General features: G+C 49.9%; 13 protein-coding genes and 1 tRNA gene. 7 read left to right on the top strand and 7 right to left on the bottom strand.

Translation table 11 applies throughout. The features are described from left to right. Positions 1 to 6: 6 nt before the first annotated feature. The 5 genes from secD to V5J35_RS20415 form a co-directional block, all read right to left on the bottom strand. Entirely contained in the window at positions 7 to 1,878 is a 1,872-nt protein-coding gene (secD, locus tag V5J35_RS20435; protein ID WP_354008906.1) for a protein translocase subunit SecD, read from the bottom strand. Positions 1,879 to 2,013: 135 nt separating this feature from the next. Then, positions 2,014 to 2,346: a preprotein translocase subunit YajC gene (yajC, locus tag V5J35_RS20430; RefSeq protein ID WP_354008905.1), complete on the bottom strand. Its 333-nt coding sequence runs from the start codon at positions 2,344 to 2,346 to the stop codon at positions 2,014 to 2,016. Positions 2,347 to 2,458: 112 nt separating this feature from the next. Next, positions 2,459 to 3,586: a tRNA guanosine(34) transglycosylase Tgt gene (gene tgt, locus V5J35_RS20425; RefSeq protein WP_354011330.1), complete on the bottom strand. Its 1,128-nt coding sequence runs from the start codon at positions 3,584 to 3,586 to the stop codon at positions 2,459 to 2,461. Between the two features lie 142 nt (positions 3,587 to 3,728). Beyond that, positions 3,729 to 4,757, bottom strand: a complete 1,029-nt coding sequence (gene queA / locus V5J35_RS20420; protein ID WP_354008904.1) for a tRNA preQ1(34) S-adenosylmethionine ribosyltransferase-isomerase QueA — start codon at positions 4,755 to 4,757, stop codon at positions 3,729 to 3,731. Positions 4,758 to 4,875: 118 nt separating this feature from the next. Beyond that, the gene (locus V5J35_RS20415) at positions 4,876 to 5,832 is read right to left on the bottom strand and encodes a hypothetical protein (protein WP_354008903.1); all 957 of its coding nucleotides are present in this window, start codon (positions 5,830 to 5,832) and stop codon (positions 4,876 to 4,878) included. Positions 5,833 to 6,124: 292 nt separating this feature from the next. On the opposite strand from V5J35_RS20415, the gene V5J35_RS20410 reads away from it, so the two are divergent. The 4 genes from V5J35_RS20410 to V5J35_RS20395 all read left to right on the top strand — a co-directional run bounded on the left by V5J35_RS20410 (position 6,125) and on the right by V5J35_RS20395 (position 7,430). After that, positions 6,125 to 6,367 carry an ankyrin repeat domain-containing protein gene (locus V5J35_RS20410; protein WP_354011329.1) on the top strand — a complete coding sequence of 81 codons (243 nt, stop codon included), beginning with the start codon at positions 6,125 to 6,127 and terminating at the stop codon, positions 6,365 to 6,367. Next, entirely contained in the window at positions 6,294 to 6,536 is a 243-nt protein-coding gene (locus V5J35_RS20405; protein WP_354008902.1) for a hypothetical protein, read from the top strand. Before V5J35_RS20410 ends, V5J35_RS20405 begins: the two co-directional genes overlap by 74 nt. 69 nt (positions 6,537 to 6,605) lie before the next feature. Continuing rightward, positions 6,606 to 6,692: transfer RNA gene (locus V5J35_RS20400), tRNA-Leu, on the top strand. A gap of 240 nt (positions 6,693 to 6,932) precedes the next feature. Continuing rightward, a complete protein-coding gene (locus V5J35_RS20395; RefSeq protein ID WP_354008901.1) occupies positions 6,933 to 7,430 on the top strand; it encodes a putative adhesin in 498 nt (165 codons plus the stop codon). A gap of 31 nt (positions 7,431 to 7,461) precedes the next feature. On the opposite strand, the gene V5J35_RS20390 is transcribed toward V5J35_RS20395, so the two are convergent. Next, positions 7,462 to 8,259 carry an SDR family NAD(P)-dependent oxidoreductase gene (locus V5J35_RS20390; RefSeq protein WP_354008900.1) on the bottom strand — a complete coding sequence of 266 codons (798 nt, stop codon included), beginning with the start codon at positions 8,257 to 8,259 and terminating at the stop codon, positions 7,462 to 7,464. 171 nt (positions 8,260 to 8,430) lie between these two features. On the opposite strand from V5J35_RS20390, the gene V5J35_RS20385 reads away from it, so the two are divergent. Beyond that, complete coding sequence (locus V5J35_RS20385; RefSeq protein WP_354008899.1) at positions 8,431 to 9,270, top strand: crotonase/enoyl-CoA hydratase family protein; 840 nt, start codon at positions 8,431 to 8,433, stop codon at positions 9,268 to 9,270. 68 nt (positions 9,271 to 9,338) lie between these two features. On the opposite strand, the gene V5J35_RS20380 is transcribed toward V5J35_RS20385, so the two are convergent. Then, entirely contained in the window at positions 9,339 to 10,142 is an 804-nt protein-coding gene (locus V5J35_RS20380; RefSeq protein WP_354008898.1) for a dimethyl sulfoxide reductase anchor subunit family protein, read from the bottom strand. A gap of 206 nt (positions 10,143 to 10,348) precedes the next feature. On the opposite strand from V5J35_RS20380, the gene V5J35_RS20375 reads away from it, so the two are divergent. Both V5J35_RS20375 and V5J35_RS20370 read left to right on the top strand, forming a co-directional pair. Continuing rightward, the gene (locus tag V5J35_RS20375) at positions 10,349 to 12,394 is read left to right on the top strand and encodes an RING-H2 finger protein (RefSeq protein ID WP_354008897.1); all 2,046 of its coding nucleotides are present in this window, start codon (positions 10,349 to 10,351) and stop codon (positions 12,392 to 12,394) included. A gap of 132 nt (positions 12,395 to 12,526) precedes the next feature. Next, positions 12,527 to 13,516: a hydrolase gene (locus V5J35_RS20370; RefSeq protein WP_354008896.1), complete on the top strand. Its 990-nt coding sequence runs from the start codon at positions 12,527 to 12,529 to the stop codon at positions 13,514 to 13,516. Positions 13,517 to 13,541 lie beyond the last annotated feature (25 nt).

Genomic DNA, 13,541 nt, shown 5'->3' with positions numbered 1-13,541 from the left:
GTCACCTCAGATGTTCAGTTTCTTCAGGTCACGACGACCACCGTACACCAGGTTAACCAGGGAACGGGTCACCATAATCGCAGTGAACATGGACGTTAAGATACCGATGGACAGGGTCACGGCAAAACCTTTAATCGGACCGGTACCTACCGCAAACAGGATCACACCCACCAGCAGCGTGGTGATGTTACCGTCGAAAATTGAGATAAAGGCACGATCGTAACCGTCGTGAATCGCTCGCTGTACCGGACGACCCAGCTTGATCTCTTCACGAATACGGGAGAACACCAGCACGTTGGCGTCTACCGCCATACCCAGGGTCAGCACGATACCGGCAATACCCGGCATGGTCAGGGTGGCACCAAACAGGCTCATCACCGCCAGCAACAGCATCAGGTTGATGGTCAGGGCAATATTCGCCAGCAGGCCAAACACCCGATACACCACGATCATGAACATCACGATCAGACCCAGACCCATCAGGGTAGAGTCAACACCCATCTTGATGTTTTCTGCACCCAGGCTAGGACCTACGGTACGCTCTTCAACGAAGTACATAGGTGCCGCCAGGGAGCCTGCTCGCAGCAGCAGTGCCAGCTCAGACGCTTCACCCGCAGAGTTCAGGCCGGTAATACGGAACTGGTTACCCAGTGCAGACTGGATGGTCGCCAGGCTGATAATGTGCTTTTCTTCACGGAAACCAGGCACTTCAACACGTACGGTTTCGCCGTCTACCACACGGGTTTCCATACGGGTAACCGGCTTCTGCTCAATAAACAGCACCGCCATGGAACGACCAATATTGCTACGGGTCGCATCGTTCATGCGTTTGCCGCCAGTGCTGTCGAGGCTGATATTTACCTGTGGCTGACCGCTTTCAGAATCGAAATTGGACTGGGCGCTGGCAACCCGGTCACCCGTGATAATAATGTCACGCTCCAGCAGGGCATCAGGACGACGCTCATCGCGGAACGGAAACGCTTCCGTACTGGTACGCGCGGCATTGGGCAGGGCTTCCAGACGGAACTCCAGGTTTGCGGTCTGACCCAGAATACGCTTGGCTTCAGCCGTATCCTGAACACCCGGCAGCTGTACCACGATGTTGTTTCGACCCTGTCGCTGAACCAGAGGTTCAGACACACCCAGTTCGTCTACACGGTTACGGATAGAAGTCAGGTTTTGACGCACAGCGTCGTCTTCCAGTTCACGGACACGCTGTTCACTGAAACCAAAGGACACCACATAACGCTCGCCCTGATCTTCAGTCTCGACCTGAAGGTCAGGGTTTTCACGGGCAATCACACGCTGGGCGGTATTACGGGTATCCGCATCCAGAAAGGCCAGCTGACGGGCTCCGTCGGCACGCTCAGGCATAGTGCGATAACGCAGACGCTCCTGACGCAGCTGGGTACGAATTTCGCTATTGGCAATATCCAGTCGCTGCTTCACTGCACGGTCAGTGTCGACCTCCAGCAGGAAGTGAACACCACCAGACAGGTCCAGACCCAGCTTCATCGGGTAGGCACCAATGGCTGTCAGCCAGTCCGGGGTGGTGGGTGCGAGGTTCAGAGCGACAACATAGTCATCACCCAGCGCATCCTTGACCAGACTTCTCGCCAGCTGCTGCTGGTCTGCCTGTTGCAGACGGATCATTTGAGTGCGCTCGTCGCCTTCGGCGGCTTTAACAGCAATACCCGCATCTTTGAGGGTCTTTTCAGCCTGCTCCAGCACAGCAGGTTCCAGCACGGTTGAAGAGCTGGCACCGGAAATCTGAATCGCCGGATCATCGGGGTAAAGGTTGGGCAGGGAGTATACAAACCCCAGCGCCACAACAAATGCTATGAGCAGGTATTTCCACAGGGGATAACGATTGAGCATGGCTCACCGGTTCCTGATATTTTAAGTATGAATTGTCAGCGTTTACTGACGTTATCCATTTCTCCAAAAAAACCGGGAATTCATCATTCCCGGCACAGTAATAATAAACACACAGACTTTCAGCCTGCCTGCCTATTATTTGATCGCCTTGATCGTACCCTTAGGCAGGGTAGCCGCTACAGACGCTTTCTGAAAGTTCAGTTCCATATTGTCTGCCACCTGCAGAGTGACAAACTCTTCAGTAGTGTTGGTCACCTTACCCAGAATACCGCCGGTGGTAACGACTTCATCACCCTTGTTCAGTCCGGCAATCAGGTTCTTGTGTTCTTTGGCACGCTTGGACTGTGGGCGCCAGATCAGCAACCAGAAAATCAGCACAAAGCCACCCAGCATGATCAGTTGCCCCATCATGCCTGGACCTGCTGGTACCGCGCCGTCAGCGTACGCCGGGCTGATAAATTGAAACATTGACTACTCCTTGCTTTTGGAAGTTATAAATCGTGCTGTCTCCTCTACAGGAACAAACCCACAATAAGAACAACAGCACTTTGGTAAAAAAACAGCTACCAACAGGCGCTATTCATCCAGCGGAACAATCCAGCGGAGGAACCGGCTGGCCGCGCTTCTGGTAAAATTCGTTTACAAAGGCGTCCAATTTACCTTGTTCAATCGCCTCCCGCAATCCAGCCATTACACGCTGGTAATAACGCAGGTTATGAATAGTGTTCAGCATTGACCCCAGAATTTCTCCGCATTTATCGAGATGGTGCAGGTAAGCACGACTGAAATTCTGGCAAGTGTAGCAGTCACAGTTTTCTTCCAGCACAGAGGTATCACGCTTGTGGACGGCATTGCGAATTTTGATCACACCGGTATCGGTGAACAGGTGACCATTACGGGCATTACGGGTTGGCATCACGCAGTCAAACATGTCGACGCCCCGGCGTACGGCTTCCACAATATCCTCCGGTTTACCCACGCCCATCAGGTAACGTGGATAGTCTTCCGGAATCTGGTGAGCCGTGTGAGACAGAATGCGCATCATGTCTTCTTTGCTCTCACCTACGGACAGGCCGCCAATGGCATAGCCGTCAAAGCCAATATCCACCAGCGCGTTCATGGAACGATCACGCAGATGCTCAAACATACCGCCCTGAATAATACCGAACAGTGCTGAAGGGCTGTCACCATGCGCTGCCCTGGAGCGAGCCGCCCAGCGCAGGGACAGCTCCATGGATTCTTCCGCTTCCTTCTCGGTCGCTTCACCGTCGGTGCATTCGTCAAAGATCATGACGATGTCAGAACCCAGGTCTTTTTGTACCTGCATGGAAATTTCAGGGCTCAGGAATACTTTTGAACCATCCACCGGAGAACGGAATGACACGCCCTCTTCGGTAATTTTGCGCATCTTGCCCAGACTGAATACCTGAAAACCACCGGAATCGGTCAGGATCGGGCCATCCCACTGGTTAAAGTCATGCAGGTCTCCGTGTTCTTTTATAACCTCTGTGCCAGGACGCAACATCAGGTGGAAGGTATTACCCAGAATGATCTCGGCACCCGTCTTTTTGATGTCATCCGGCATCATGCCTTTTACTGTGCCGTAGGTACCCACTGGCATAAAGCATGGGGTTTCAACGGTTCCGCGCGGGAACGTCAGGCGACCGCGTCGAGCCTTGCCGTCAGTAGCAAGGCGCTCGAACTGCATGAAACATTCTTCTCTTTTCATGATTCTCTCGTTTCAGCCGCAGCACTTCAGGCAGCGGCTGTATTCAGGCAATAGGGGGATTAATGGGTACAAACCCTGTGAACTTCAAGGGCTGGTCATACGAGTTAACCTTCTTTTCTTGTTAACCACCTTTTCTGGTTAACCACATAGCATCACCATAACTAAAGAAGCGATACCCTTCCTTTACGGCTACGTTGTAAGCGTTAAGAATGGCTTCCTGCCCGGAGAAAGCACTGACCAGCATCAGCAGTGTGGACTGCGGCAGATGAAAGTTGGTGATCATGGCATCCACCGAGCGGAACTGGTAACCCGGATAGATAAAGATGTCGGTATCGCCGGTAAATGGCTGTATTTCACCGGATACAGAAGCTGATTCCAGGCTGCGAACAGACGTTGTTCCCACGGCCACGACTTTGTTACCCCGGGCGCGGGTTTCACGAACGGCCTGACAGACCTCTTCAGGTACTTCGATATACTCCGAGTGCATCTCATGATCGGCAATATTATCCACCCGAACAGGCTGGAAGGTACCCGAGCCAACATGCAGGGTAACAAACGCCTTATTCACGCCTTTCTGCTCAAGGTGTTCCAGCAGGGCTTCATCAAAGTGCAAACCTGCCGTTGGCGCGGCTACCGCACCGTCTTTTTCTGCAAAAACGGTCTGATAACGCAGCCGGTCAGCACTACCGTCTTCACGGTCAATATAAGGTGGCAGCGGCATATGCCCGAACTCCTGCAACTGCGGCAGAACCGGCTGATCGAAGTCGATCAGGAAGAGTGTACCCTGACGTCCCGACACCTCTGCCGTTATGTTGTCATCTGCCAGCCAGATGCGACTGCCGGGTTTGGGCGATTTGCTGGAACGCACATGGGCCAGTACCTTTTTCTCTTCCAGTACTCGCTCAATCAATACTTCCAGCTTGCCACCGGTTTCCTTGCGGCCAAACAGCCGGGCAGGAATTACCCGGGTATTGTTCATCACCAGCAGGTCGCCGGGATTCAAAAAACTTTCTATGTCTGCAAACTGACGATGAGCAATCTCGCCCGAGTTGCCGTCGAGGCATAACAGGCGGCTTCCGGTTCTTTCCTCGGCGGGAAAACGGGCGATCTGCTCATCAGGCAGATCAAAATCAAAATCACTGACGCGCATGAACGTGTGTTCTATCTACAAGTTACTGGGAAGGTCGTGAAGGATACTGCAAAGCAGGCGGTGTGTCAGGCGTGATAAATACCTTTCGATCACGAAACTCTGCCCCTCTATCACTGTTTTATCGGTTTGAAGACGATGACTGACCATCTGCGGAATTACAAAGGTAGTAGAAATCTATTTTCTCAAGCTGAGCTGAAATATAAGGACTTTGGTTTAAATCAGCGATTATTTTTAACAAGAATGACATCTCATTCCCGGCTTGTATCTCTATGGGAAGGTTACCCAACGAAAACAGCACTCTTTCTCTCTCAGGATCAGAAATCAATGACCCAAACATCATCACGTTACCTTTTTCATCTCTAATAATAAATGCGCGATTTACATAGCGAACAGTGCTCAACAAATGATTTTCCATATCAGCATCCATAGCCCCTCCGCCGACGACCAGGGAATGCATATGAAAAAGTCTGGCTGAGCCATTTCGACCCGCTTTTTGTCCTGCTCTTTTAACCGCTCTTTTAGAGACTTTCTCTTTTGCAACTTTGTTAGAAAGTACTGACTGGATGAGATCCCACCCTTTATATCTGCAAACAGCTCCAGCACGGTCCACTATTGATGCGGAAAATTCAGTCTGGATTCGATTGATCAAATCGCCCAACAGCTCATTATCAATAGAGTCGTCAAAACCAGGAAAATTGTCTTCACTTCTGACAAGCCCTGGTGGACTGTCCGAAGGATTTCCACTAACCGAAGCCTCTGCAGATGCTCTGCCATCATCATTCAACTCCATTAACATTTCTTTCAGGATATCCTCTTCGGATACTCCAAGGGACAGCTGTTCAGCGAAGTAGATCTGCTGCTCCTGACCAAACAATCCAATTAACTGCCCAAACGCCATATTACCGAGCGCTGGAATGGCGGGATTACCAGACCCTGCGACTGTGCAACAACCCTGAGTTTCATCATAATTTTCAGAAGGCCCCCTGGAGCCAGGCGGCGTGCCACTACTGGCTGCTGCACCAAAAGCTTCCGGATTACACACAATGCAGACCAGATCGTTATTAATCTGTCTCATGGGCTCTCTACAAATCGTACAGTTTGCAGCCTGTACCGGGGCATTGATTAATATCAATAGTACGAAAATGCAATAAAACCAACGATGTGTACTCTTCATGATCCTCCCGGATAAAATGAGAGCTGAGAATAAGGAACATGATTCTAGACTAAAGACGGGATAACCAGATTACAGTCAATAAAGCCTGAACTCGCCGGACTGGACATTCGGAACTATTGACCCATTTCGCAGCCAAGCCCATCGCACAGTTTTATATTTATGAAAAGGAAAACCAGTATGCCACTCATTGGATATGAACATCCGGGTCGAAGAAAGAAGACTCCAATGGGGCGACTTCGTTGAAAGGGAGGCTGCGAATCCAGCCCTTAAAGACACTGGTAAGATTAAATCCCTTCATGACCTTTCCCTGATTACATCGTTAGCTGCCAGATGGGGGCATTTAGACGTGGTTCAATATCTGATTGAACAGGGAGCCGATATCAACGGCAAAGACGAAAATAACACTCCTCTTATTGCCCTACGGGGAAAACTGTGACCTGGTTAAATATCTGTGTAAAAATGGCGCAGATGTTAATGCTAAAGATCAGTTCGGTAACACTCCTTTCTCTCTGGCCAAAAAAATAAGGGCTGATCATATAGCGACGCACTTGAATCCATCAGCCCTGCCAGGGTTCATCTTAAAAGCCAGACAGGCAACCTCTTGATAACCTAAAGGATTTCTGTATACTACGCAGCATCTGAACGGGACAGCCAACAGCTCTCCACAACGTTCTGCCAGTGTGATGGAATTGGTAGACATGACGGATTCAAAATCCGTTGCCTTTACGGGCGTGTCGGTTCGAGTCCGACCACTGGTACCATACATAAAAGCCTGAAGAGCCGACAAAGCCTCAGGCTTTTTTTTGTGCGCCTGCAACATCCTCTTCTGCGTTTTCACCTCAAAATCAAACCCATGACACCCACTTAAAGCTGGCTTTACCGTATCTGGTCAACAGCCCTGAAGCTACATCTGGCAATTGCATACGTAAACCCCATCAATTTCCCAAACCCAATCCGTTCTACTATAACGATGATCAGCACCAGAAAAAGAGTGGCCGGTCATGATGAACATAGCTGTACTGGAAGGGAAGCTTAAATTATACAGCTCGGAACTTTTTGACGGCAAAGCACAAAACCTTTTAATTGCGGCTCACGGTGGGGTATGGAGCATGCATAGCTTTATGGGCATCACCCGGTCTGTCATGAAGATGCACCACTTTAAAATGCCCCCCTGGGCCACCCTGTATTTTTATGCACCACATGGAACAGCTACCAGCACAGAGCTTGCACCTTATATGAAGTGGAGATATCCGCCTCTGGAGGCTATTATGCCCGGAGAAACCGTGGTCAATTACGATCTTGGGCATGTAGCAGGAGGGCTGGCATATACGACAGGACCGTGTGCCCCTGCCGAGACCTCCCTGAAAGAAGTGCTTGATGTACTGGCCCGGACGGGTCGAATCTATCCCATGGTTCACTGCATATTCTGCCGTCACGAATATGGAACACCTGTAGAAGAATACACCCCGGGCTATCAAAACACAGCCCCCTCCCTTTGACGCCCTGAACAGCAAAAAAGTCAGACAGAGATTAAATCGACCGTACAATACCGCCTTCTACACGGAGCGACTGACCGTTCATGGCACGATTACTGGTCAGATAAACGGTCGCTTCAGATACCTCATCTACAGACACAAAACGTTGCAACAAAGAGGTCGGTTCATGGTCAGCAAAGTAGTTGCTGATCAGCTCTTCTGTGGACTTACCTTCCTTTTCTGCAAGCGTGTCAAAGTAATTTTCAACTCCTTCAGTCCAGGTTGGTCCCGGCAGAACAGAATTCACTGTCACATCCTTGCCTTTTGTCAGTTCAGACAACGCCCTTGAAAGGGACAGCATCGCTGTTTTGGTCACAGAGTAATGCACCATCTGACCCAGAGGTTTGATCGCACACTCAGACGACACATTAACAATACGACCAAAACCGCGTTCCAGCATATCTGGCAGAATGGCACGAGACAGGCGTACAGCACTCATAATATTAACATTGAAGTAGTGCATCCACTCTTCATCACTGATCGCCTCAAAGGCCTTTACTTCGAAGATCCCGGTATTGTTGATCAAGATATCAACGCCGCCATCGGACTTCAGGCGCTCAATCAGTGCCATCGTCTGCCCTCCATCCGACAGATCGGCAGCAGCCACCCTGACACGATCTTCAGCACCGCACTCTGCCGCCAGTTCCTCTGCAACTTTCTGACAGCGTGATGCATCACGACCATTGATATATACGACAGCACCTTCCTTCAGGTAAGCACCGGCAATGGCCTTGCCAATTCCGCTTGTTGAACCGGTTACCAGCACCTTCTTACCTGCTAATTCCAGATCCATCATCATCTCCGATAAAGAAAAAAGCGAAGTGTAAGGATTAGCAGGGACAATTTAAAATTAATTGTTGTAATGATTTTGATAACAGCCTGTTATCAACCGCAGATCGTTGACAGCGTATCCACGACTTCTTATTGTTGGTGGCAGAAAAACAAGAAGAAGCGGGAAAATGAAATGCCCCACAAAAGCCTACTCGTCACCATTGAAGCCGGTATCGCATCGATAGAGCTGAACCGCCCGGACAGGCGCAATGCGATGAATATTGATTTCTGGCGCGAATTTCCGGACGTGTTACGCAACATCGACTCTGAGGCCTGTGCCCGGGTGATTGTGATCTCAGGCACAGGCCCCATGTTCTGCGCAGGCATGGACCTGGAAGTTTTTATGAATCCTCCCGCCTCACTGGTTTCAGGCGAAGAAGGTCGACGCAAAGAAAATTTCAGACGCATGGTGATGCAACTACAGGACTGCTTTACCATTCTGGAAACCATCCGGATACCTGTCCTGACCGCAGTGCATGGCGGCTGTATTGGTGGCGGCATTAACCTGATCAGCGCAGCAGACTGTCGCTATGCAACAGAAGACGCCTGGTTCTCAGTTAAAGAAACACGACTGGGTATGACAGCAGACCTTGGGGTTCTGCAACGCCTGCCTAAAGTCATGCCCGAAGGGCTGGCAAGAGAAATGGCTTATACAGGGCGTAAGCTCGGGGCAGCAGAGGCATTACGCAGCGGCCTGATAAATGCTGTTTATAAAGACAAAGCCTGCATGATCCAACAGGTTATGGAGATTGCACGACAAATTGCCAGCAATTCCCCACTGGCCGTTTCTGGCAGCAAAGAAATGATGAACTTTGCCAGAGATCATTCAATCGCTGATGGACTCAAGTATATGGCCACCTGGCAAAGCGGTATGTTCCAGCCCGGAGAGATGGCAATCGCCCTTCAGGCAAGCGCTATGAAAGCTGAGCCTGAATTTGATGAGTTGTGGCCCGTAACACCACCCCTGCAATAATACCAATTCCACCTTCTAAACATGAATTGGTATAAGAGGCAAGCCCGGGGCTCGCCTTGTTCTTGCATCTACCACGGAGCCCCGGCTGTCATTGAGCTATAAAACGACAAGCGCCCGGCAATTTCACCACTGACCATCACCAGTGCAGTAACCAGCATCCACTCAGGTCTGTAGCGGCCTGAATTCCGAACCATCACAAACAGCAGCCCCCCCGCCAACACACTGCCAAGCAGCTGATAAGCCGTCAGAAGATTATGGGTAGCCGAGTAGTCCAGATGACGGACAAAAAGTGTCATGACAACAAGCGTTACGATAACGCTAAAACCCTGCAGATAACGTATTGTCAAAGGAACCTCATGACCATAAGCCCTTATAAAAACGATAACTGTCGCCATTCCCAGGGTCAGCGCGGTGCTCAGAAACGTCAGATGCGTCAGCAGGGTATTCCATTCCGGATGCAACTCCGCCTGAAAATAAACCTGGGCTGAAACCAGAATAGCAATCAGGCCCAGCACACTGGTGAATCCACCCAGCAACTGCTGCACACCCTTTTTACCATCGGCATAATAAGACACCATCCAGAGCGTTGTACAACCATTAAGAATAACGGATGCAGTTACCTCCCGGCTCAGCCAGGAACCTCCAGCACTGAACAGAGCACGATAAGCCATTGCAGGATTATCCAGCTGGCTGAGTAAGCAGAGCGAACCAACCAGGCAGATCAGCCAGATAAGGGCAGCCACCGCTTTCGTATTCAACGGCCGGTCTTCAGCTTCCGGCAAACTGCAATAGAGGGTAACTCCCAGCACACTGCCAACGCCCCACTGACAAAAAATGGTGAAGAACACCAGAGACAGCTGATAGTCACTCATAATCGCGCTTCATCCTTTTGCCGGGCAGTCCCTGACATACTATGGGGGAATCATTCTACGCCAGACACGACCCACATTATTTGCCAGATATCAACAATATTGATCAGCACAATCAGAATTCCGCACCAACGGAACCAACAAACCTGCTGACTGTCTCATACATCAAAGCATCCGCCTTTGAGCAAGACACAGGAGAGTCTGGAACAATGAATGGAACACCCCCTTTATCACCTGCACCTTTATTGCCTGTAAAAAGCAGTGCCGGAATGACCGACGACCAGTTTACAACCTTCAAACAGGAAGGCTGCTCCCTGTGCCATGAAACAGACGTCACTGAAAGCAGACTGAAACGATCCGTCTGCAAAGCGGACGTTATCAGAACACTGTGCAACCATCCGTTCCATAAAAATTGCCTGATAAAACATTTCAGTAAGTGCCTGGGTTACAGAGGATTAAGCCCAACCTGTCCGACCTGCCAATACAACAACCCTGTTTCTGAGGAAGACCGCCTTTTACTGGAGTCCGCCCTGGTTCGAAACCCCCCTTACATACCGGGTAAGCCCGATAAAGAGCAAATACTGAAACAGCACAAAGACTCCCCATGGGTTCCAGCCATTCAAAATACCTGCCTGCGAATGAGATTTGAAACCTACTTCGACACCGGTCACAGCCGCTACTGGCTTAAGGTAGGAGCAACCATCACTGATGAGGAACTCAGCGAACTACTCCGCTGGTCGATCAAAGAGAATCGCCTGAATAACGTCATGGAGTTATTCGAAATAGGAGCAACGCTTGAATCTGAGGAGCTTAGCGCATTAGCTGAAAAAGCCTCAGATGAAAACCAGTTGGATTTGCTCAAATATCTGATTTACCAAGGTGGCAGCCTCAGTGCAGACAAAATCAATCACCACTTTAGAGAGGCCATTAAAAACAACAATGACAAGTGCTGGCTTGAAACACTGAAAGACCTGAATGCCAAGCTCCCCCCTGAGGAGCTGAACTCTTACTGCATAGAGGCAGCAAAATGCCAGAGTATGCAGATGGTTCGCCGGCTATTGAGTTGGGGCGCCAAACCAACCGCTGAGGACTGGAACGATGTCTTCAGAGGATTTGCTGATAATAATCATTCAACGGCTACTCTATACCTAAAGGGAATGGGCATTGAACCAGTTACTGAACACTGCAATACCGGTTTCAGAAATGCAGTTGCGGCAGGATGTTTTTCCGATGCAAAAATGTGGAAATCACTTGGAGCTGAGCCAAATGCAGAAAAACTCAACATACTGGTTAAAGAGGCTGCACAAAGAAATGATTACAAGACCGTTTCAACCCTGATAGAGTTTGGTGCCAAACTGAACAAGGACGAATTCAGGGACCTAATCCAACAGGCCGCAAAAAAAGGTCAGGATCAATTGTGTTTAAGGCTGCTTCAAAAAGGACCAGAAGCAACTACCAATGACATAAACGCCTTCTTCATGCGCGCTATTAAAAAAGGTGACGATCTCCTTGCTAATGAGTGGATAAAGCTTGGGGTAGAACTACCCACTGAAACGATAAACACGTTGCTTAATCACCCCACAGGAGGCTTTTATGACAGAAACATCGTCAGACTGCTGATGACACTTGGAGGCAAACCGGACGTCAACCACTGCAACTATTTTTTCGCTAAAGCCGTTTCGGACAACTCTACCATGAGCTTTACTTCTGATGCTCAATACTGGCTTGATCAGGGTGCCAGCCCTGAAAATAAGCACCTGATGCCACTTTGTCGTAGATTCAACCTGGGTCACACCATTAACGACAACACCACTCTAAAGAAAGAGGCCAACCTGTGGGCAGACTTTTTCACTGCTAACCCAGCTCTTCTTGAAAGTAGCTATAAACAGGCTGTCGATCAAAATGCCCCGGAATTTGTAGAAGCATTCTTTGTATTAGGATTCAAGCCTTCCCCCGACTGCATTAGATCCGGTTTCAGCAGAGCTGCAACAGCAGGCAATTTCCTGTCTGCCAAAAAGTGGAAAAAGCTGGGGAAGAAAATAAATGTCGAACTTTCCACAAAAGAGAGGGATATCGGTTTCTGGGCAGCCATTGAGAACAAAGATTTAAAGTCCGCCAAAAAATGGAAAAAGTATATTGGTGCTAAACCGCGACTTTGTGAGCTGAACGAACGCTTATCCAGGGCTCAGGCTGAAAACGACACAGACATGACAGCAAAACTAAAATCCCTTGGCGCTCAACCTGCCACACTGTAGCTATGGTGAACTAAAGTTCCAAAAGTGACTGAACCCATTTCAAATCCCCATAAAAAACACTATCCTCAGCGAATACGAGTACTCTTTCGACTCAGTGCCTGAGTACACGACAGATCTCTGGACTTACCGCCTATGCTTCCATTTTCCCCCTGCCCCGGCCTGAAAAGCCCACACCTGCAAACGATATGGACGCCACTGTTTCGCAAACCCCAGTCGCTTAAGCGCCGGCGGGAGCGGTTCACGACAGACGACGATGATTTTATTCATCTCGACTGGTACGGACCTGAACAGTCTGACCGCCTGATCGTATTACTGCACGGTTTAACCGGCAGTTCCGAGTCCAAATACATCACAGGGCTGCAAACCCGCCTTAACCAACAGGGAATACAATCGGTCTGTATCAATTTCAGAGGATGCAGCGGGGAGCCTAACCTCCTGCCTCGTGGTTATCATTCTGGGGACAGTCAGGAACTCAGAGGAGTACTGAAACACCTTAAACAACAGCATCCGTATAAACAGCTGATGGCTGTGGGCTATTCACTGGGTGGCAATGTTCTGCTGAAATACCAGGGAGAAGAAGGCCGCAGCAGCTTACTGTCTGCTGCGGTGGCGGTATCAGTCCCCTTTCGTCTGGATCACTGCGCCCGGCAGATGAATCAGGGTGCCAGTCGCATGTACCGCAATCGCTTCCTCAACAACATGCACCAGCAGATGCACGACAAACTGCTGTTTTTCCGGCAGCAGGGCTGGAATGACCGGGCAAGGGAGCTGCAACAGTTAACCTCTTATGGCTACCTGAAAACCTTTGAAGCCTTTGACCATTACGTCACCGCCGCCCTGCATGGTTTCCGGAGTGGTAACGATTACTATCGCAAAGCCAGCAGCCGCTTTTATCTGGAAGGCATTGCCAGCCCGACCCTGATTATCCACTCCAGCGACGATCCTTTTATGACACCCGACAGCGTGCCAAAGCCGGAAGAGCTGTCCAACAGCACGCAACTGGAACTGACCCACCGGGGCGGCCATGTGGGGTTTATAGGCGGACGTCCAAACCATCTGAACTACTGGCTGGAGCAACGCATTCCGGAATTTCTGGCAGAACACAAACCATCATCCCGTTGACCTCAGACCTATGTCATTGGCACCG

Source organism: Endozoicomonas sp. NE40, assembly GCF_040549045.1.
GTDB lineage: Bacteria > Pseudomonadota > Gammaproteobacteria > Pseudomonadales > Endozoicomonadaceae > Endozoicomonas_A > Endozoicomonas_A lisbonensis.
This window is presented reverse-complemented; position numbering and strand designations above follow the sequence as displayed.

Coding starts and splice junctions, on each gene's coding strand:
- V5J35_RS20375 (WP_354008897.1), top strand. CDS start 10,349: ATGAATGGAACACCCCCTTTATCACCTGCACCTTTATTGCCTGTAAAA.
- V5J35_RS20370 (WP_354008896.1), top strand. CDS start 12,527: ATGCTTCCATTTTCCCCCTGCCCCGGCCTGAAAAGCCCACACCTGCAA.
- V5J35_RS20380 (WP_354008898.1), bottom strand. CDS start 10,142: ATGAGTGACTATCAGCTGTCTCTGGTGTTCTTCACCATTTTTTGTCAG.
- V5J35_RS20390 (WP_354008900.1), bottom strand. CDS start 8,259: ATGGATCTGGAATTAGCAGGTAAGAAGGTGCTGGTAACCGGTTCAACA.
- V5J35_RS20395 (WP_354008901.1), top strand. CDS start 6,933: ATGATGAACATAGCTGTACTGGAAGGGAAGCTTAAATTATACAGCTCG.
- V5J35_RS20385 (WP_354008899.1), top strand. CDS start 8,431: ATGCCCCACAAAAGCCTACTCGTCACCATTGAAGCCGGTATCGCATCG.
- yajC (WP_354008905.1), bottom strand. CDS start 2,346: ATGTTTCAATTTATCAGCCCGGCGTACGCTGACGGCGCGGTACCAGCA.
- queA (WP_354008904.1), bottom strand. CDS start 4,757: ATGCGCGTCAGTGATTTTGATTTTGATCTGCCTGATGAGCAGATCGCC.
- tgt (WP_354011330.1), bottom strand. CDS start 3,586: ATGCAGTTCGAGCGCCTTGCTACTGACGGCAAGGCTCGACGCGGTCGC.
- V5J35_RS20415 (WP_354008903.1), bottom strand. CDS start 5,832: ATGAGACAGATTAATAACGATCTGGTCTGCATTGTGTGTAATCCGGAA.
- secD (WP_354008906.1), bottom strand. CDS start 1,878: ATGCTCAATCGTTATCCCCTGTGGAAATACCTGCTCATAGCATTTGTT.
- V5J35_RS20410 (WP_354011329.1), top strand. CDS start 6,125: ATGAACATCCGGGTCGAAGAAAGAAGACTCCAATGGGGCGACTTCGTT.